The sequence below is a fragment of the Mycolicibacter terrae genome (genome assembly GCF_010727125.1).
GTDB classification, from domain to species: Bacteria; Actinomycetota; Actinomycetes; order Mycobacteriales; family Mycobacteriaceae; genus Mycobacterium; species Mycobacterium terrae.
The window spans coordinates 3,838,967-3,857,332 of record NZ_AP022564.1 but is presented as its reverse complement, the minus strand read 5'-3'; the positions used below and the strand labels follow the sequence as shown (position 1 = coordinate 3,857,332).

The 18,366-nt window shown below is 70.5% G+C and carries 15 protein-coding genes and 1 riboswitch; of the genes, 9 read left to right on the top strand and 6 right to left on the bottom strand.

The features are described from left to right. Positions 1-25 precede the first annotated feature (25 nt). The gene (locus tag G6N23_RS18240; protein ID WP_085260764.1) at positions 26-499 is read left to right on the top strand and encodes an NUDIX hydrolase; all 474 of its coding nucleotides are present in this window, start codon (positions 26-28) and stop codon (positions 497-499) included. Between the two features lie 82 nt (positions 500-581). Here G6N23_RS18240 and thiE read toward each other — a convergent pair whose 3' ends face one another. Beyond that, a complete protein-coding gene (gene thiE / locus G6N23_RS18235; protein ID WP_085260765.1) occupies positions 582-1,274 on the bottom strand; it encodes a thiamine phosphate synthase in 693 nt (230 codons plus the stop codon). A gap of 57 nt (positions 1,275-1,331) precedes the next feature. Here thiE and thiO point away from each other — a divergent pair, with 57 nt between their 5' ends. From thiO to G6N23_RS18215, 4 genes are read left to right on the top strand one after another with little or no spacing between them, the layout of a single operon-like run. Continuing rightward, the gene (gene thiO, locus G6N23_RS18230) at positions 1,332-2,342 is read left to right on the top strand and encodes a glycine oxidase ThiO (protein ID WP_085260766.1); all 1,011 of its coding nucleotides are present in this window, start codon (positions 1,332-1,334) and stop codon (positions 2,340-2,342) included. Then, positions 2,342-2,539 (top strand): sulfur carrier protein ThiS, encoded by a 198-nt coding sequence (gene thiS / locus G6N23_RS18225; protein ID WP_085260767.1) that lies wholly within the window; start codon positions 2,342-2,344, stop codon positions 2,537-2,539. Before thiO ends, thiS begins: the two co-directional genes overlap by 1 nt. A gap of 49 nt (positions 2,540-2,588) precedes the next feature. Then, complete coding sequence (gene thiG, locus G6N23_RS18220; RefSeq protein ID WP_234808605.1) at positions 2,589-3,293, top strand: thiazole synthase; 705 nt, start codon at positions 2,589-2,591, stop codon at positions 3,291-3,293. A gap of 19 nt (positions 3,294-3,312) precedes the next feature. After that, positions 3,313-4,089 carry an SGNH/GDSL hydrolase family protein gene (locus tag G6N23_RS18215; protein WP_085260769.1) on the top strand — a complete coding sequence of 259 codons (777 nt, stop codon included), beginning with the start codon at positions 3,313-3,315 and terminating at the stop codon, positions 4,087-4,089. Here the strand turns inward: G6N23_RS18215 and G6N23_RS22640 are convergent. Next, entirely contained in the window at positions 4,086-5,279 is a 1,194-nt protein-coding gene (locus tag G6N23_RS22640; RefSeq protein ID WP_157997501.1) for a PGRS repeat-containing protein, read from the bottom strand. The genes G6N23_RS18215 and G6N23_RS22640 overlap by 4 nt on opposite strands. Before the next feature lie 292 nt (positions 5,280-5,571). Here G6N23_RS22640 and G6N23_RS22455 point away from each other — a divergent pair, with 292 nt between their 5' ends. From G6N23_RS22455 to G6N23_RS18190, 4 genes are all read left to right on the top strand, one after another. Beyond that, positions 5,572-9,099 carry a PGRS repeat-containing protein gene (locus G6N23_RS22455; protein ID WP_157997502.1) on the top strand — a complete coding sequence of 1,176 codons (3,528 nt, stop codon included), beginning with the start codon at positions 5,572-5,574 and terminating at the stop codon, positions 9,097-9,099. Positions 9,100-9,246: 147 nt separating this feature from the next. Continuing rightward, positions 9,247-10,728: a M28 family metallopeptidase gene (locus G6N23_RS18200; RefSeq protein WP_085260913.1), complete on the top strand. Its 1,482-nt coding sequence runs from the start codon at positions 9,247-9,249 to the stop codon at positions 10,726-10,728. Then, positions 10,725-12,182 (top strand): M28 family peptidase, encoded by a 1,458-nt coding sequence (locus tag G6N23_RS18195; RefSeq protein WP_085260770.1) that lies wholly within the window; start codon positions 10,725-10,727, stop codon positions 12,180-12,182. The genes G6N23_RS18200 and G6N23_RS18195 overlap by 4 nt, the downstream gene beginning before the upstream one ends. Positions 12,183-12,287: 105 nt before the next feature. Further along, a complete protein-coding gene (locus G6N23_RS18190) occupies positions 12,288-13,577 on the top strand; it encodes a TetR/AcrR family transcriptional regulator (protein ID WP_085260771.1) in 1,290 nt (429 codons plus the stop codon). Between the two features lie 19 nt (positions 13,578-13,596). Here the strand turns inward: G6N23_RS18190 and G6N23_RS18185 are convergent, their stop codons facing one another. The 4 genes from G6N23_RS18185 to thiC form a co-directional block, all read right to left on the bottom strand. Beyond that, a complete protein-coding gene (locus G6N23_RS18185; protein ID WP_085260772.1) occupies positions 13,597-15,081 on the bottom strand; it encodes a flavin-containing monooxygenase in 1,485 nt (494 codons plus the stop codon). Positions 15,082-15,100: 19 nt separating this feature from the next. After that, positions 15,101-15,751: an alpha/beta hydrolase family protein gene (locus G6N23_RS18180; protein ID WP_085260773.1), complete on the bottom strand. Its 651-nt coding sequence runs from the start codon at positions 15,749-15,751 to the stop codon at positions 15,101-15,103. Next, on the bottom strand, positions 15,748-16,587 hold the full coding sequence (thiD, locus tag G6N23_RS18175) for a bifunctional hydroxymethylpyrimidine kinase/phosphomethylpyrimidine kinase (protein ID WP_085260774.1): 840 nt from the start codon (positions 16,585-16,587) through the stop codon (positions 15,748-15,750). Before thiD ends, G6N23_RS18180 begins: the two co-directional genes overlap by 4 nt. After that, positions 16,587-18,239, bottom strand: a complete 1,653-nt coding sequence (gene thiC / locus G6N23_RS18170; RefSeq protein ID WP_085260775.1) for a phosphomethylpyrimidine synthase ThiC — start codon at positions 18,237-18,239, stop codon at positions 16,587-16,589. Before thiC ends, thiD begins: the two co-directional genes overlap by 1 nt. Beyond that, a riboswitch (TPP riboswitch) is annotated at positions 18,234-18,340 on the bottom strand. It overlaps the preceding gene by 6 nt. Positions 18,341-18,366 lie beyond the last annotated feature (26 nt).

Sequence of the window (18,366 nt, the reverse complement as noted above, 5' to 3'; positions counted from 1 at the left end):
TTGCTCTCCCGATACGCTTCCAGGCGTGCGTGGTGACGGCGATGGGTGGGCGTTCTCCGACGCCGGCGTCCGCTTCTGGGGCCGGCACGGCGCGGCGGGCCTGCTGCTGCGGGCCCCCCGGCCCGACGGCATCCGCACCGTACTGCTGCAGCACCGCGCCTGGTGGAGTCATCAGGGCGGCACCTGGGCGCTGCCCGGCGGTGCCCGCGACAGTCACGAGACCGCCGAGGAGGCCGCGATCCGCGAGGCGCAGGAGGAGGCCGGCCTGCCCGCCGACCGCATCGTCGTTCGCGCCGCCGTGGTCACCGCGTCGGCCAGCGGCACCAGCTGGACCTACACCACCGTGGTCGCCGACGCCGACGAGCTCCTCCCGGTGGTGCCCAACCGGGAGAGCACCGAGCTGCGGTGGGTTCCTGAGCACGACGTGTCCGCTCTGCCGTTGCACCCCGGTTTCGCCGCCAGCTGGGAATCGCTGCGCGGGTTGCAGCTACCGGGCTGAGGCGAAACACGTCGAGTGTGCGGTTTGGGACGAAAAATCGTCGATCTGCTGACGAAAACGCACAGTCGAAGCGACAGCCGGGTCACCCCGGCGTGACGGTCAGCCCCGCACGCAGTGCTGCTGCTGCTGCCCGCGGATCCTCGGCGGCGGTGATCGCCCGCACCACCACCGCCCGGTCGGCCCCGGCTTCCAGCACCTGCGGCAGCCGCTCGGCGTCGATCCCGCCGATGGCGAACCACGGCTTGGCGGAGCGCTGCTGCGCGGCGAACCGCAGCAGCTCCAGGCCCGGGGCTTCCCGGCCGGGTTTGGTCGGGGTGGGCCAGCACGGCCCGACGCAGAAGTAGTCGACCGGTTCGGTCAGCGCCGCGGCGACCTGCTCGCGGTCGTGGGTGGACCGGCCGATCAGCACGTCGGGGCCGACGATCTCGCGCGCCACCGGCAGCGGCAGGTCGTCCTGACCCAGGTGCAGCACGCCGGCGCCGGCAGCGCGGGCGATGTCGGCGCGGTCGTTGACCGCCAGCAGCGCCCCGTGCCGGTCCGCGGCGTCGGCCAGCGCCTCCAGCGCCGCCAACTCGTCGCGAGCCTCCAGCGGGCCGAATCGCTGCTCGCCGGGCGAACCCTTGTCGCGCAGCTGGATGATGTCCACCCCACCGGCCAGTGCGGCGTCGGCGAACGCGGCCAGATCGCCACGTTCCCGGCGGGCGTCGGTGCACAGGTACAGCCGGGCTCGATCAAGGCGGGCGAGGCGGGACCGACGGTCGGAGGGTTTGTGCACACCGCGACGCTAGCGGCTAGCTTGGTGAGTTGACACGCGGGTGGAAGGGAGCAGCACATGCCCGGACCCTCGCTCGGGTCACTGGCCGTGATCGGCGGCGGCGTCATCGGCCTTTCGGTGGCGCGTCAGGCCGCCCGGGCCGGGTGGACGGTGCGGGTGCACCGTACCGGTGAGCACGGCGCGTCCTGGGTGGCCGGCGGCATGTTGGCCCCGCACAGCGAGGGCTGGCCCGGGGAGGACCGGCAGCTGCGGCTGGGGCTGCGATCACTGGAGTTGTGGCACGACTTCCTCGAGGGACTGCCGGCCGAGGTCGTCACGGCGCGCGAATCGCTGGTGGTGGCCGCCGACCGAGCCGATGCAGCCGACCTGCGCACCGTCGCCGACTGGCTCTCGGCGCAGGGCCACCCGGTGGTCTGGGAGTCGGCGGCCCGCGAGGTCGAACCGCTGCTGGCCGCCGGGATCCGGCACGGTTTTCGGGCCCCGACTGAGCTGGCGGTCGACAACCGCGCGGTGGTCACCGCCCTGGTCGCCGCCTGCGAGGAACTCGGGGTGGCGTGGGCCGGGCCCGTGCATGATCTCGCCGAGGTGGTCGCCGACGCGGTGGTGATCGCCAACGGCATCGACGCCCCGGCGCTGTGGCCCGGCTTGGCGATCCGGCCGGTCAAGGGCGAGGTGCTGCGACTTCGGTGGCGAAAAGGCTGTTTGTCGGTGCCGCAGCGGGTCATTCGGGCCCGGGTGCACGGCCGGCAGGTCTATCTGGTGCCGCGAGCTGACGGCGTGGTGGTGGGGGCCACCCAGTACGAGCACGGCCGCGACACCGCCCCGGTGGTCTCCGGGGTGCGCGATCTGCTCGACGACGCCTGCGCCCTGGTGCCGGCGCTGGGGGAGTACGAGCTGGCCGAATGCGGAGCGGGCTTGAGGCCGATGACGCCGGACAACCTGCCGCTGGTGCGCCGACTCGACGAGCGGACGGTCGTCGCCGCCGGCCACGGCCGAAATGGTTTTCTGTTGGCCCCATGGACCGCCGAACAGGTTGTGTCCGAACTACTTCCGGTTGGAGTGCGGTAATGATCGTCAACGTCAACGAGAAACAGGTCGAAGTGGCCGAAGCGACGACCGTTGCGGCGCTGCTGGTTTCGATGGGCTACCCGGACCGCGGCATCGCGGTGGCGGTGGATCAGGCGGTACTGCCGAGATCACGGTGGACCACCACACTTTCCGATGGCGCCCGGCTCGAGGTGGTGACGGCGGTGCAAGGTGGTTGATGACGCGAAGCTGACCATCGCCGGGCGGGAGTTCAGCTCCCGGCTCATCATGGGAACTGGTGGGGCGCAGAGCCTGGCCGTGCTCGAAGAGGCGCTGGTGGCCTCCGGTACCGAGCTGACCACGGTCGCGATGCGCCGCGTCGACGCCGAGGGCGGGACCGGCATGCTGGATCTGCTGAGCCGGCTGGGGATCACGCCGCTGCCCAACACCGCGGGTTGCCGCAGTGCCGCCGAGGCGGTGCTGACCGCGCAGTTGGCGCGCGAAGCGTTGGGCACCGAGTGGGTCAAGCTGGAGGTGATCGGCGATGAACGCACCCTGTTGCCCGACGCCGTCGAATTAGTCCGCGCCGCAGAGCAATTGGTGGACGAGGGGTTCGTCGTCCTGCCGTATACCAATGACGACCCGGTACTGGCCCGCCGGCTGGAGGACGCCGGCTGCGCTGCCGTGATGCCGCTGGGTTCGCCGATCGGCACCGGACTGGGCATCGTCAACCCGCACAGCATCGAGATGATCGTGGCCGCGGCCGGGGTGCCGGTGGTGCTGGACGCCGGGATCGGGACCGCCAGCGATGCCGCGCTGGCCATGGAGTTGGGTTGCGACGCGGTGCTGTTGGCCAGCGCGGTCACCCGGGCGGCCGACCCGCCGGCCATGGCCGCGGCGATGGCAGGTGCCGTCACCGCCGGATACCTGGCGCGCCGGGCCGGGCGTATCCCGAAGCGGTTCTGGGCGCAGGCATCCAGCCCGGCCCCGTGAGCGGGCTTCCGAGAGTCGCATGAGCCGCTATGTCGCGCTGGGCAGTTCCATGGCGGCCGGTCCGGGCATCCGGCCGGGCGTCGCCGGCGCGCCGCGGGCGGCGGGACGTTCGCAGCGCAACTACCCCCACCTGGTCGCGAATGCGCTGAACCTCGATCTGGTCGACGTGACGTTCTCCGGCGCGACGACAGCGCATCTGCTGACCGAACGCCAGCACGGTGCACCGCCCCAGATCGAGGCGCTCGACGGCTCGGAAACCCTGGTGACCATCACGATCGGCGGCAACGACGTCGGCTACGTGCCGCTGCTGATGGCGGCGGCGCTGCTGCCCCGGCCCGCCCGGCTGCTGCCGCCGGTCGGTGCACTCTTCGACCGTCGCCAGCGCCAGCGGGACCTCGACGAGGTCGAAGCCGCGCTGCGGGCGGTCGGCACCGCGGTTCGTGACCGGGCCCCCCGCGCGCGGGTGCTCTTCATCGACTACCTGACCCTGTTGCCACCGGCCGGGATCCGGGCGGGACGCCTGCCCGAGCCCGTCGTCGAGTTGGCCCGCCACGTCGCCGGCGAATTGGAACAGCACACCGCCGCGGCCGCGGCCGCCACCGGCGCCGAGATCGTGTGCGCCGGACAGGCCAGCCGTGAGCACCACCCCTGGTCAGCGGCTCCGTGGACGGTGGGCGCGGGCCTGCCGTTGCCGTGGCGGCCGTGGCCGTTTCACCCCAATGCCGCCGGAATGGCGGCGGTCGCCGAGATGGTGACGGCGCGACTGGCCGGGCCGGGAATCTCGCCCGCCGATTAAGACGAGGCGCCGGGAGCGCCCGGTTTGCCGGGAGTGCCCGCGCTGCCGTGCACGGTGCCGGGTCCGGCGTTGCCGGCCGGGCCGCCGAGACCACCGGTGGCCCCGTCGCTCCCGTCGCCGCCATCGCCGCCGTTACCGCCCGCGCCGCCGTCGCCCCCGAAGCCCACGCCGTGGCCGCCGCCGCCGCCGTGGCCGCCCGTCCCGCCGATCCCACCGATGCCGGCAGCCGCGCCACCGGCCCCGCCGTCGCCGCCGGTACCGCCGTTGCCGCCGAGGATCCCGAGAACGACGCTGGTACCGCCGCCGCCGGTTCCGCCGTCGCCACCGGCTCCGCCGGTGCTGGCGGTCCCGGTGGCCGCGCCGCCGTCGCCGCCCACACCGCCGTGACCGCCACCGGCCGGATCGCCACTGCCGCCGACCCGACCGCCATTGCCCCCGTCGCCACCGGCTCCGCCGGTGCTGCCGGTCCCGGTGGCCGCCCCTCCGTGGCCGCCGTGGCCGCCGTGGCCGCCGCCGCCGAACAACTGACCGCCGTCGCCGCCGTCGCCGCCGTCGCCGCCGATGCCGCCTGCGCCGCCGGCCCCGCCGATCAACGAGCCCTCTGCTGCTGCCGAGCCGTTGCCGCCGTCACCGCCGTCACCGCCGTTGCCGAACATCGTCCCGCCGTTGCCTCCGGCGCCTCCATGGCCGCCCGCCCCGCCGTCGCCGCCGTCGCCGCCGTCGCCGAACAGGCCGGCGTGCCCGCCGTCCCCACCGGCCGTGCCGGCCACGGTCGAGGTCCAGCCGTCGCCGCCGTCGCCGAACCACACTCCGCCGTTGCCGCCGTCGGGATCGGCCTCGGTGCCGTCCGCCCCGTTGCAGATCAACCCGCACGTGTCGGGATAGAGCGGCGCGAACATCTGGTTGATCGGGGCGATGGCCTGTTCACCGAAGTCGGAGGTGATCCAGTTCTGCAGGGCTGTGTGCAGCGGCGTGTAGAAGTCGAACGCGACACCGCTGCCGGCGGCCGACCCGATCAGCGCATCGCCGGACAGATCCCAGCCCGGAGCGGCGAAAAGACTGTTGAAGTCGTCGCTCAGATTGCCCCACGCATTCGGGTCGAACAGGTCTGCCAGCAGATCCTCGACGTCGGCCTGGGCCGCGGCAGCGGGAGCCGCCATTCCCATCGCGGTCGCTGTGAGAACGGCCAACAGTGGACGTCCACCCTTCAGTGTCGCGTGGCGTATGCGGGAGCGGCGCTGTTCCGCATTACTGCGAGCCTGTGTCATTCGGCCGACCTTCCTAGACGACTGGGGCCAACGATAACGCAGGTCAGCCAGCGTCTCCGCCCTTTTGATCCACCGAAACATACCATCTGACTTATTCAACGGCCGTTATTGCACTGTCGGTAGACACTTGCCCCAGCGTCAGTTACTGTGCCCGTCCTAAGGGCACAGTAAACGAAGTGGTGCGGCGCTGAGGACGATCCGAAAGGTCCGGGGGATGGCTAGTCGAAGTGGTGTGACGGGGAGTTGGGGCCGGCGGGCCGTGGGTGCGTCCTCGGCGGTCGCGGCGTTTTTGGCGCTGGGGTTGTCGCCGTTGGGGGCGACGCCGGCGGCTCATGCCGACTTCGATGATTTATTGACCGATCTGTTCGATCCGGCTGCGTGGGGCAATTTGTCGGGGGATTTCGACAGCCTGTTCACCTCGTCCGGTTGGGATCTGCCGGGCTCGGCGGACGCGACCGACATGGCCCAGATGTGGGACACCATGTTCTACACGCCGCTGCACGCGGCATTGCAGGACTGGATCAACTCTGACTTCGGGTCGCAGGTCAACAGTGTGGTCAACCAGTTGACCGCCCCGTTCACCGAGGGCTTCTGCGGGATGATCTGCAACGGCATCGATGGCACGCAGGCCGATCCCGACGGCGGTAACGGCGGCCTGTGGTTCGGCGACGGTGGTGATGGTTGGTCCTCCACGGTCGAGGGTGTGGCCGGTGGCAACGGCGGGCACGCCGGCGGTATCGGTGATGGTGGCGACGGTGGTGTCGGCGGGTTGGGGGCCGACGGTGGCAACGGCGGTCACGGCGGCGAGATGTGGGGCAACGGCGGCGACGGTGGCGCCGGCGGGGCGGCCACGGCGACCCTGGCGGCTGGTAACGGCGGCAATGGCGGGTCTTCGGGTCAGGCCCAGGACTTCTTCGGGATGGGTGCGCTGGGCAACGGCGGCGACGGCGGTGTCGGTGGTGCGGGCTGGAACGGAGTGGCCGGCTCGTTCGCCAACGGCGGTGACGGCGCCGGTGGTAACGGCAGCAACGGCGGCAACGGCGGCAACGGTGGCGCCGGCTCGTCGATCCTGGGTATCGGCGGCAACGGCGGCGCAGGCGGCGCGGCCGGCAACGGTGGCGACGGTGCGACCGGAACCTTGGCGCACCACGACGGTGGCAATGGCGGCAACGGCGCCGCGCCGGGCACCGGCGGCAAGGGCGGCGCCGGCGGCAGCGCGGCAGGCACCGACGGCACCTCGGCGACGACTGGCGGCAATGGCGGTAACGGCGGTGACGGCTTCGATGCCGCCGCGGCGAACTCGGGTGCCGCGACCGGCACCGACGGTGGTAACGGAGGCATCGGCGGCAACGGTGGTGCCTACGGCAACGGCGGCACCGGTGGTAACGGCGGTGACGGATCAGCTGGTGCCGGCGGCACTAACGGCACACCGAGCAGCACCGGCAGCGCCGCGACGGCGGGTCAAGCCGGCGGCGTCGGCGGTAACGGCGGTGCCGGTGGTAATGGCGGAACGCTCGCGGGCAACGCCGGCGACGGCGGCAACGGTGGCAACGGTGCCGGCGGTGGTGTCGGCGGCAACGGCGCGATCAGCACTGACGACGGTGATCTCACACCCGCTGCCAACGCCACCGGCCAGGACGGTGGCGCCGGCGGCCACGGCGGTGACGGCGGCGCCGGCGGCCAGGCGCTCAGCGGCACCGGCAACGGCGGTAACGGCGGCAACGCTGGTGCCGGCGCCAACGGCGGCACCGGAGGTGTGGGCGGTACCAGCAACGACGGCATCACCAACACCAACAGCTACCGCCCCGGCGGCGATGGTGGTGCCGGTGGTGCCGGCGGCAACGCCGGTGTCGGCGGTGCCGGCGGTGCCCAGGGCACCGATGGTCAGCTCGGCGAGGGCGCTGACGGCGGCAACGGCGGCGACGGCGGCGCGGCCGCGCCGTGGGTCCATGACATCTGGCCCGGCGGTGCCGGCGGCCCGAACGGTGCGGTGGCCGGCAACGGCGGCGATGGCGGTGCCGGTGGCACCGGCCTGCACGCCGGAAACGGCGGTGACGGCGGGGCCGGCGGCTTCGGCGGCGGCACCGCGGGTACCACGCCGGGCACCGGCGGCAGCGGCGGCGCCGGTGGCGTCGGTGGCAAGGCCGTGGCAGGCACCGTCGACGGGCTCGGCGGCAATGGCGGTGTTGGTGGGGCCGGCGGCGCCGGTGGCGACGGCAACATCATCGAGTCCGGTCCGGTCGCGACCAACGCCCCGCGGATCCTGCCGGCCGGTAATGGCGGCGATGGCGGCGACGGTGGCGCCGGTGGCGCCGGATTCGGCGGCGGCCACCAGGGCGACGGAGGCAACGCCGGTGCGGGCGGTAACGGTGGCAACGGCATGTCGGGCCCGCAGACCGCAGTCAGCAACACCGCCGGAGACACCACGACGGTGATGGACGGCGGCGACGGCGGCAACGGCGGTAATGGCGGCGTCGGTGGCGACGGCTACAACTCTGGTAACGGAGGCGACGCCGGCCAGGCAGGTATCGGCGGCGACGGCGCCGACGGCACCGTTGACAACCCCAACGGGGGCAACGGCGGTAATGGAGGCAACGGCGGCGATATCGGTGTGGCCGGCACAGCCAACGGCGGTGCCACCGGAGCCGATGGCGCGACCGCTGACGGCGGCACGGGCGGAACCGGCGGCGACGGCATGGGCAACGTGACCGGCGTGAGCGGCGGTGGCACCGGCGGTAACGGCGGCGCCGGCGGCGCTGGCGGAGGCGGCACCCACACCGCGGGTAACGGCGGTGCCGGCGGCGCGGCCGGAGACGGCGGCTCCGGGCAGATCGGCGCCGACCCGGTTACTGGCCCGGGTTTGAATCTCAATGGCAGCAACGGCGGCGCCGGCGGTATCGGCGGCGCCGGTGGCGCCGGTGGTACCGCTACCGCGGCCGACGGTATTGGTGGCAATGGCGGCCAGGGTGGCGCGGGCGGCAGCGGTGGGGTCGCTGGTGCTGCCCAGCACAACGATGCCGGGCATGCCTACTCCCAGCATGCTCAAGTGGGCGGCAACGGTGGTGCCGGTGGTGCCGGTGGTGCCGGCGGTGCCGGCGGTGTGAACGGTCATGTGGGTGACGGCGCCGACGGTGGTGCCGGCGGTAACGGTGGCGACGGGTTCACCGCGACACCGACCGACTACAACAATGGCCTGGTCGATGTCGCGGGCTCGGCCGGCAGCGGCGGCACCGGTGGCGCCGGCGGCGCCGGTTTCAACCCCGGTGACGGCGGTGCCGGCGGCAACGGCGGCAACGGCAACACCGCGACGGTCAACGGGCCCGGGGGTACCGGCGCCACGGGAATCACCGGCAGTGGTGCCCTTCCGGGCGCCGGCGGTGATGGCGGCGCCGGCGGTGACGCCATCGGTGCCGGCACCGGTGGCACCGGCGGAGCCGGCGGTAGCGGCGGTATCGCCGGAGGTACGAACGGCAATGTGGCCGCCGCGACCGGTGGAGCCGGTGGTAGCGGTGGGGCCGGCGGATCCAGCGACGCCGGACCCGGTGGTACCGGCGGGGCCGGAGGCGACGGCGGAAACAGTGAAACCACCGCGGGCGGCAACGGGGGTGCCGGCGGTGGTGGGGGCCAGGGCGGTGCGTCCGGGGCCACAACCGGCGATGCCGGGGCGGCGGGTGACGCCGCCACGGGAGCCGCGGGCGGCGCCGGCGGTACCGGTGGCGCCGGCGCCCAGCCCGCGCCTTAAGGAATCGCAGCACGCAGCAGCCCCGCACGGCATGGCCGTGCGGGGCTGCTGTATTCGGTGCAATCAGCGGCGGCACCCAGCCGTGCCTGGCGCGCGTCGCGCCGCCCACCCACTAACGTGGACGCGGTGGATTACCAGAAGAAACTGATGCCCGTCCTTGGTGCCGTGCTGGTCGCTGTGCTGTTCACCGGTGGGTGCAGCAGCACGCCGCGCAGCACCATTGAGAAGGCACCGGACGCCGCCGCGGCAGCGGAGTTCGCCAACACATTGAGCGACAAGGTCACCATCGACGCGATGATGACGCACCTGCAGAAACTGCAGGACATCGCCAACGCCAACAACGACACCCGCGCCGTCGGCACCCCGGGGTATGACGCCAGCGTCGACTACGTGGCCAACACGTTGCGCGAGCACGGTTTCGACGTCCAGACCCCCGAATTCATCGCCCGGGTGTTCAAGGCCGAAAAGGGCTCGGTGCAACTCGGCGACAAGACCGTGGAGGCTCGGGCCCTGCAGTACAGCCTCGGAACGCCCCCGGACGGCGTCACCGGGCCGCTGGTGGCCGCGCCGGCCGACGACAGCCCGGGCTGCAGCGCGGAGGACTACGACGGCCTGACGGTCAAGGATGCCGTCGTACTGGTGGATCGCGGAACCTGCCCGTTCAAGGAGAAGATGGCCGTCGCCGTCGAGAAGGGCGCGGTGGCACTGGTGGTCGCCGACAGCGTCGACGAGGAGAAGATGGGCGGCACGCTGGGCGAGGCCACCGAGGTCAAGATCCCGGTGGTGAGTGTGACCAAGGCCGACGGCGCGATGCTGCGCGGCGGGCACGGCGCGATGACCGTCAAACTCGATGCGCACACCGATGAGATTCCGGCGCGCAACGTGATCGCCCAGACCAAGACGGGTTCGACCGAGAACGTGGTGATGCTCGGCGCCCACCTGGACAGCGTCCCCGAGGGGCCCGGCATCAACGACAACGGCTCCGGGGTGGCCGCGGTGCTGGAAACCGCTCTGCAATTGGGTGATTCGCCTGATGTGCACAATGCGGTGCGGTTCGGGTTCTGGGGCGCCGAAGAACTCGGCCTGATCGGATCGAGGAAGTACATCGAGTCGCTCGACGTCGAGCAGCTCAAGAACATCGCGCTGTATCTGAACTTCGACATGCTCGGCTCACCCAACCCCGGCTACTTCACCTACGACGGCGACCAGTCACTGGACCCCGACAAACGCGGACAGCCGGTGGTGCCGGAAGGCTCGGCCGGCATCGAGCGCACCCTGGTGGCCTACCTGAAGTCCGCCGGCAAGGAACCGCGTGACACCTCATTCGACGGTCGCTCCGACTACGACGGATTCACCCAGGCCGGCATCCCGTCCGGCGGGCTGTTCTCCGGTGCCGAGGTGAAGAAGTCGGCCGAGGAGGCCAAGTTGTGGGGCGGCGCCGCCGATGAGCCGTTCGACCCGAACTACCACCAGAAGGGCGACACCATCGACAACATCGACCGCGACGAACTGGCCCTCAACGGCCGCGGCGTCCCCTACGCCGTCGGGATCTACGCCCAGGATCTCAGCGGCCGCAACGGGGTTCCGGTTCGGGACGACCGCACCCGCCACCTCGTCACCACCCCGTGATCCGCCCGGCGGGCGCCCTACTGGTCGCAACCGCCCTGTTGGCGGGCTGCTCGCCGGAGCCCGTCTCGCCGCCGTTGTCGAACCGGCTCGCCGGTCAGGTCAAAGTCGACGCGATGCTGGCGCACCTGCAGCGATTGCAGGAGATCGCCGACGCGCACCACCATGACCGGGCCGACGGCACGCCCGGCTTCGACGCCGGCGCGGACTATGTGGCCAATGCCCTGCGGGACAAGGGCTTTGACGTGCAGACGCCGGAGATCACCAGGCTGGACACCACCTCGCCAGGCAAGCCGACCCTGACGGTGGGAGGAATCGGCTACGCCGTCGACCAGGCATCGCTGCTGGTGCGCACACCGGTCGGGGGAGTAACCGGGCCGGTGATCCGCCCGACCCGGTCGACCGGTTGTGCGGCGGCCGACTATCCGGCCACGGTGCCCCGCGGCGGTATCGCCGTGGTCAGCGACGCCGGCTGTTCGGTGGTGGTCAAGCAGAACGTGGCCGCCGAACGCGGTGCCGCCGCACTGATCGTGGTCAGCCTGCCCAGCCGCAACGGCGCTCCCGCCGGGCTGTTCCCCACGGACTACTACGATCAGCTCACCATGCCGGTGGCGGTGACTGGTCGCGACGGGGACCGCGCGCTACGCCGCACCACGGGCAAGGTGCGGCTCGTGCTGGACGCCGTCACCGTCAAGGTCACCTCCAAAAACATACTGGCGCAGACCAAAACCGGCTCCGAGCATGACGTCGTGATGGTCGGTGCGCACCTGGACAGCGCACCCGGCAGTCCGGGAATCAACGACAACGGTTCCGGGGTGGCCGCGGTGCTGGAGACCGCCCTGCAGCTGGGACCGGCGCCCTCGGCGGCCAACGCGGTGCGGTTCGCGTTCTGGGCGGCCGAGGAACAACAGCTCGGCGGCTCCACCGACTACGTCTTCGGACTGGACCGCGACCAGCTCAACGACATCGCGGTCTACCTCGACTTCGACATGCTCGCCTCCCCGAACCCCGGTTTCTTCACCTACGACGGTGACCAGTCCGCGCTGCCGAGCCGTGACATCGCCCCGGGCGACGTCCCCGCCGGGTCCGCCGGTGTGGAACGAACCCTCGCCGGCTACCTGAACTTGGTCGGGGTGCGGCCCGCCGACATGCCGTTGAGCAGCGACACCGACTACAGCCCGTTCCTGGTGGCCGGGGTTCCAGTCGGCGGCATCACCACCGGGGCCTCCCAGCTCAAGACCACCGCGCAGGCGCGGCTGTGGGGCGGCAAACCCGGGGCCGCGTTCGACCCGAATTATCACGGCCCCGGCGACACCATCGCCAAGACCAATCGGCATGCGCTGGCGCTCACCGGTTCTGCGGTGGCGTTCGCAGTGGCGACCTACGCGCAGTCCATCGGCGGCCCCAACGGGGTTCCACTCCGCGACGCGCGCCACCGGGTACCGTTGGCCCCGTAGCTGTCACGGCCAGGCAGGACCGAAGCAAGGTGCCTTGCCCTGCGTTGTTGACCAGGGTGTGTTAATAATGCTCTGCAACGACAGAGCCGTCGGGAGTGATGAGGGGTGGTTATCACGCTTGGTGCCACGAACGACCCGGCCGGACGGGCGGGTCCCCACATCAGGCGGCGCCCCAAGGATCGCAAAGCACAGATCACCCGGGCGGCGGCGGAAGCCTTCAGTGCGCACGGCTACCACGCAACCAGCATGGAGGCGATCGCCAGCAGAGTCGGGATATCGGCGCCCGCGCTGTACCGGCATTATCCCAGCAAATACCACATGTTTGCCGTCGTCGTCGGTGCGTTCGGCCAGCAGCTACTCGACTGCACGGCTTTCGTCGACGACGTCTCCGACGTCGAACTGGAGCGAGACCCCGCGGCGGTACTGGACCGGATAGTCGAGGCGCTCCTCGAGACGGCGCTCCTCAACCGCGCGACCGGCGGTTTGTACCGCTGGCAGGGCCGCTACCTACAGCCCGACGACCAGGCCAAGCTGATGGCGCAGATGTCCACGGTCAATCGGCGCATTCAACGTCCGCTCGGCGCGCTGCGCCCGGAGCTGAACTCCGTAGAACGCTGGACCCTGTCGGCAAGCCTGCTCAGTGTCGCCGGCAGCATCCTGGGTCACCGGCTTGCGCTGCCCGACGAGGAAATCCGGCCGATGCTCATCGAGTCCGCGCGCGCGTTGGTGGACACCCAACTGCCCCAACCCGGAGACGTCGGGGTCAATCGACTGACGGTATGGCGCATTTTCACGCCCGACGCCGGACCGTATGAGACCCTGCTGCACGCGGCGATCCTGCTGTTCGGCAAGCAGGGGTATGCCGAGACCAGCGTCACCGAGATCGCCGACGCCGTCGGTGTCCCCGCCTCCGGGGTCTACCGGTACTTCTCCAGCAAGGCCGACATCTTGACGACGGGTCTGCAGCGTGCCATGGACCGGACCGCCGGGGAGATGTCGGCTATCGCGAGTGTCTTCGCCGACCCCCGGGAGGCGTTGGCTCGCTTGGTCGAGGCATACGTGGCCACCGTGTTCGCCAACCCGGAACTGGCGGCCGTCTACGACACCGAGCGAGTGAATCTCGCCTCGGCGGAGCGGGAGCTGCTCCGGGATTCCGAGCGCGCATTCATGGACACCTGGGCCAAGCCGCTGATCATGGTGCGGCCGGGGCTGGACAGCGACCACGCCAGGTTCCTGGTGCACGTGTTGGCGGTGCTGGTGGACGACCTGGGCCGGGTGGCACGGGAGCGCAAAGCGAAGTACGGCGAGGAGTCCGCCCCCGGCGGGCCGGGCTACGCGCAGGCAAGCCTGCGCAGACTGATGGAGTCCATCGTGTTCGGCCCGGCTCAGCCCTGACGCCGATTCATCCCACGGCTCAGGCGATCTGGTAGTCCTCAAGGGGAAACCGTGCGCCGTCGCGTACCGCGTTGCGGACGGTGGTCGGCCGCAGCAGCGAGGCCTCACCGGCGGGGTTGAAGTAGTAGGACCGCGACGTCGCGCAGTCACCGCTGTAGAACACCGAGGAGTCCAGCCGCTTGGTCATCTCGTCGAGGAAGCGGGCGTTGGCGGCCTCGGTGACCTCGAACGTCGTCGCACCGCGGCGCTGCACTTCGCCGAACAAGCGGCCCATGTGGCGCATCTGGTACTCCATCGTGTTGAAGAACGACAGGCCGCAGAACGCGTATGGGCTGGCCAGGCTCAAGAAATTCGGGAAGGCCGGAATCGACACGCCCTGATAGGCCTGGAACCGATTCTCCCGCCACCACTTACCCAGATTGCGCCCGTCACGTCCGACGATCTCGATCGCCGGGAAGTTGGCCTCCCACAGATCGAATCCGGTGGCCAGCACCAGGGTGTCGATCTCGGTCTTGCGCCCGTCGCAGCCGACGATGCCGTCCGGTTCGATCCGCTCGATGCCGGCGGTCTCCAGGTGCACGTTCGGCTTGGTGAAGCTGCGGTAGTAGTCGTTGGACCAGCTCGGCCGTTTGCAGCCGATGTCGTAGTTGGGGGTGAGTTTGGCCCGCAGCTCCTTGTCCCGGATCTGCACGAACCGGTGGATCTTGCAGAGGTCCATCGCGCCGACCGAAAGCCTGCGGAAGTAGGGGAAGTTGAGCACCCCGACGAACGTCATGAACCCCAGCATGCTGTCGGTGACCCAGCGCACCGCCCGCTGGGTCAGCGGTACCCGGGCAAATATCCGCTGCACGAACGGTGAGATGTTGAAGTCGAGTTTGGGGGCGACCCAGATCGGCGTGCGCTGATACACCGTGAGGTCGGCGACGGTCTTGGCCAGTTCCGGGATCAGCTGCACCGCGGTGGCGCCGGTACCGATCAGGCCGACCCGCCGGCCCGTGAAGTCGTAGCTGTCGTCCCAGGCGGTGGTGTGCACCACCTTGCCCTCGAAACCGGCGATGCCCGGGATGTCCGGGGTGTGCGGCTGGGACAAGAACCCGGTCGCGGTGATCAGGTAGCGGGCGCCGAGGGTCGCACCGTCGGCCAGGCTCACCTGCCAGAGCTGGGCCTCCTCGTCCCAGCGGGCGCCCTCGACGGTGGTGCGGAAGCGCATGTGGCGGCGCACGTCGTACTTGTCTGCGACGTGCTCGGCGTAGCGCTTGAGTTCCGAACCGGTGGCGAACAGCCGGGTCCAGTGCGGATTGGGCTCGAACCAGTAGGAGTAGGTGGTCGAGGGGATGTCGACGGCCAGTCCCGGGTAGCGGTTGACGTGCCATGTTCCGCCCAGATCGTCCTCGCGCTCCAGCAGGACGATGTTGTCGTAGCCGAGCTTCTTGAGCTCTATCGCCGCACCCATCCCGCCGAAGCCGGCACCCACGATGACGACGTCGAAGCGCTCCGTACTCATGAAAATTACGGTACCTGACTCACCGGTAACCAGCGAAGCTCACCGACGGGTCTCGGCCCAGCAGTCGCAGTGCGGCGTCGACCGCCAGCGCCGGCACGTCCAGTGTCTTGGAGGCCAGGTCGTGGCGGGCGCCGGTGATCTCGACGACCCGGTGCGGGGCCGGGATCAACGCGGCGGCGGCGTGAATTTCGGCGGTCGTGCCGAAGGGATCCGAGCTGCCGTGGGTGAACACCGTGGGCACGCCGATGTCGGGCAGGTGTTCGGTGCGGGCGCGCTCCGGCTTGCCCGGCGGGTGCAGCGGGTAGGAGAACAGCGCCAGCAGGTCCACCGGTGCACCGCTGGCCGCCACCACCATCGAGGTCTGCCGGCCACCGTAGGAGTGCCCGCCGGCGATCAGCGGACCGCCGGACAGCCCGCGCGCGTACTCGATGGCCTCGGTGATGCCCTCCCGGTCCCCGGCACCCGATCCCGACGGTGGACCCTTCGGGCGGCGCCGGCGAAACGGTAGGTCGTAGCGGATCGCCAGAAAGCCGCGCCGGGCCCACTCGTCGCAAAGCCATTGCAGCATAAGCGAATCCCGGTTGCCGCCGGCGCCGTGCGTCAGCACCACCACTCCGGCGGGGGTGCCGTCTGGGCGGTGAGCGATACCGGCTATGTCCGCCAGGCTCACGAGACGCCCCGTGCTAACCGGAACAGCGGCGAGACGGGGCCGTGCCCGTGGCCCAGCGGATAAGCGGCACGCAGGCACTCGGTCACCCAGCGTTTGGCGAAGTCCACCGCGTCGGGCACGGGAAACCCGTGCGCCAGCGCGCACACGGTCGCCGCGGCCAGCGTGTCACCGGCACCGTGGTCGTCGGTGGTGGCCACCCGCGGCCCGGGGAACTCCAGAAAATCGTTGCCGTCGAACAGCAGATCGGGACTGTGCTGGGCCGACGGCAAATGCCCGCCCTTGACCAGCGCCCACCGTGGCCCCAGACGGTGCAGCGCCCGGGCGGCCGCCCGTTGCGATTCGGCGTCCACCACGTCGATGCCGACCAGCAGCCGAACCTCGTGCAGGTTGGGTGTCACCAGGGTGGCCAGCGGAAACAAGTTGTCGCGCAGCGCATCCAGGGCTGAGGCCGCCAGCAGGGCATCACCGTGCATGGACGCCGACACCGGATCGACCACGAGCGGAACGGACAGCGCGAGTTCTTGCCACGTCGCGGCAACCGTGGTGATGATCCGCGCCGACGCCAGCATCCCGGTCTTGGCGGCCTGGACCCCGATGTCGGGTACCACCGCGGTGATCTGGGCGGCGACGGTGTCGGTGGGCACCTCGTGAAAGCTCTTGACGCCGGTGGTGTTCTGCACCGTCACCGCCGTGACCGCGACACAGGCATGCACGCCGAGCAGCGCGCAGGTGCGCATGTCGGCCTGGATGCCCGCGCCGCCGCCGGAATCCGACCCGGCGATGGTGAGCACCCGCGCCGGGGTCGAGCCGGGCGGGGCCAGCGGCAGGAACCCCACTAGGTGGAGATGGGGAGATACACCCGGTTGCCGTGTTCGGCGAACTCGGCGGACTTCTCGTCCATGCCCTGCTGGATCGCGGCGTCGATGTCCTCCTGGGTCTGTAACCCGTGCTCGGTGGCGTAGTCGCGCACGTCCTGGCTGATCCGCATCGAGCAGAACTTTGGCCCGCACATCGAGCAGAAGTGCGCGGACTTGGCGGGCTCGGCGGGCAGTGTCTCGTCGTGGTACTCCCGCGCGGTGTCCGGGTCCAGGGAGAGTGCGAACTGGTCATACCAGCGGAACTCGAAGCGCGCCTTGGACAGTGCGTTGTCGCGATCCTGTGCGTGTGGGTGCCCCTTGGCCAGGTCGGCGGCGTGTGCGGCGATCTTGTAGGCGATCACCCCGTCCTTGACGTCCTTGCGGTCCGGCAGGCCCAGGTGCTCCTTGGGAGTCACATAGCACAGCATCGCGGTGCCGGCCTGGGCGATGATGGCCGCGCCGATCGCCGAGGTGATGTGGTCGTAGGCCGGCGCGATGTCGGTGGCCAGCGGTCCGAGGGTGTAGAACGGCGCCTCGTCGCACAGTTCCTCTTCCAAGCGCACGTTCTCGACGATCTTGTGCATCGGGACGTGGCCGGGTCCTTCGATCATCACTTGGGCGCCACGGGATTTGGCGATCTTGGTCAGCTCGCCCAGGGTGCGAAGTTCGGCGAACTGGGCTTCGTCGTTGGCGTCGGCGATCGAACCGGGCCGCAACCCGTCGCCGAGGGAGAAGGTGACGTCATAGCTGGCCAGGATGTCGGCCAGTTCCTCGAAGTTGGTGTAGAGGAAGGATTCCTGGTGCCGCGACAGGCACCACGCCGCCATGATCGAGCCGCCGCGTGACACGATGCCGGTGACTCGCTTGGCGGTCAGCGGCACATACCGCAACAGCACCCCGGCGTGCACGGTCATGTAATCCACACCCTGCTCGCACTGCTCGATCACGGTGTCGCGGTACAGCTCCCAGGTCAGCTTGGTCGGGTCGCCGTTGACCTTCTCCAGCGCCTGGTAGATCGGCACGGTGCCGACCGGAACCGGGGAGTTGCGCAGGATCCACTCCCTGGTCTCGTGGATGTCTTTGCCGGTGGACAGGTCCATGATGTTGTCCGCGCCCCAGCGGGTGGCCCACACCATCTTGTCCACTTCTTCGGCGATCGAGCTGGTCACCGCGGAGTTGCCGATGTTGGCGTTGATCTTCACCTTGAAGGCCTTGCCGATGATCATCGGCTCCAGTTCGGGGTGGTTGTGGTTGGCCGGGATCACCGCCCGCCCGCGGGCGACCTCGTCGCGGACCAGCTCTGCCGGTACTCCTTCGCGGGCGGCGATGAATGCCATCTCGGCGGTGATCTCACCGGCCTGGGCGCGCTGCAACTGGGTACCTCGATCGGTCACCACGCCCGGCCGCGGCGGCAGGCCGCGGTGCAGGTCAAGGTCGGCGTGGGCGTCGGTGTAGGGGCCGGAGGTGTCGTAGACGTCGAAGTGCTCACCGTTGGTCAGGTTGATCCGCCGGAACGGCACCTTCATGACCGCGCCACCGGGGGCTTCGATCTCGCGGTAGGCCTTCTCGCTGTAGGGGATGGGCCCGGTGGTCACCTGCGGGTCTACTCGGACATCTGAGACGTCGGTCATGTTTCTTCCTCTCCCTTGCCGGCATTACCCGGTCAGGTTCGTACGGTCGACGGCCCCGGCCGTCCTCTCAGCGCACTGGTTGCGCTCCCGCGGTGTGGATTTCTGTCACTGCCAGACTGCACTGCCA

Excerpts from the sequence above, each read along its gene's own strand:
- thiO (WP_085260766.1), top strand. The coding sequence starts at position 1,332 with ATGCCCGGACCCTCGCTCGGGTCACTGGCCGTGATCGGCGGCGGCGTC.
- thiG (WP_234808605.1), top strand. The coding sequence starts at position 2,589 with ATGGGAACTGGTGGGGCGCAGAGCCTGGCCGTGCTCGAAGAGGCGCTG.
- G6N23_RS18215 (WP_085260769.1), top strand. The coding sequence starts at position 3,313 with ATGAGCCGCTATGTCGCGCTGGGCAGTTCCATGGCGGCCGGTCCGGGC.
- G6N23_RS18185 (WP_085260772.1), bottom strand. The coding sequence starts at position 15,081 with ATGAGTACGGAGCGCTTCGACGTCGTCATCGTGGGTGCCGGCTTCGGC.
- thiS (WP_085260767.1), top strand. The coding sequence starts at position 2,342 with ATGATCGTCAACGTCAACGAGAAACAGGTCGAAGTGGCCGAAGCGACG.
- G6N23_RS18200 (WP_085260913.1), top strand. The coding sequence starts at position 9,247 with ATGCCCGTCCTTGGTGCCGTGCTGGTCGCTGTGCTGTTCACCGGTGGG.
- G6N23_RS22455 (WP_157997502.1), top strand. The coding sequence starts at position 5,572 with ATGGCTAGTCGAAGTGGTGTGACGGGGAGTTGGGGCCGGCGGGCCGTG.
- thiC (WP_085260775.1), bottom strand. The coding sequence starts at position 18,239 with ATGACCGACGTCTCAGATGTCCGAGTAGACCCGCAGGTGACCACCGGG.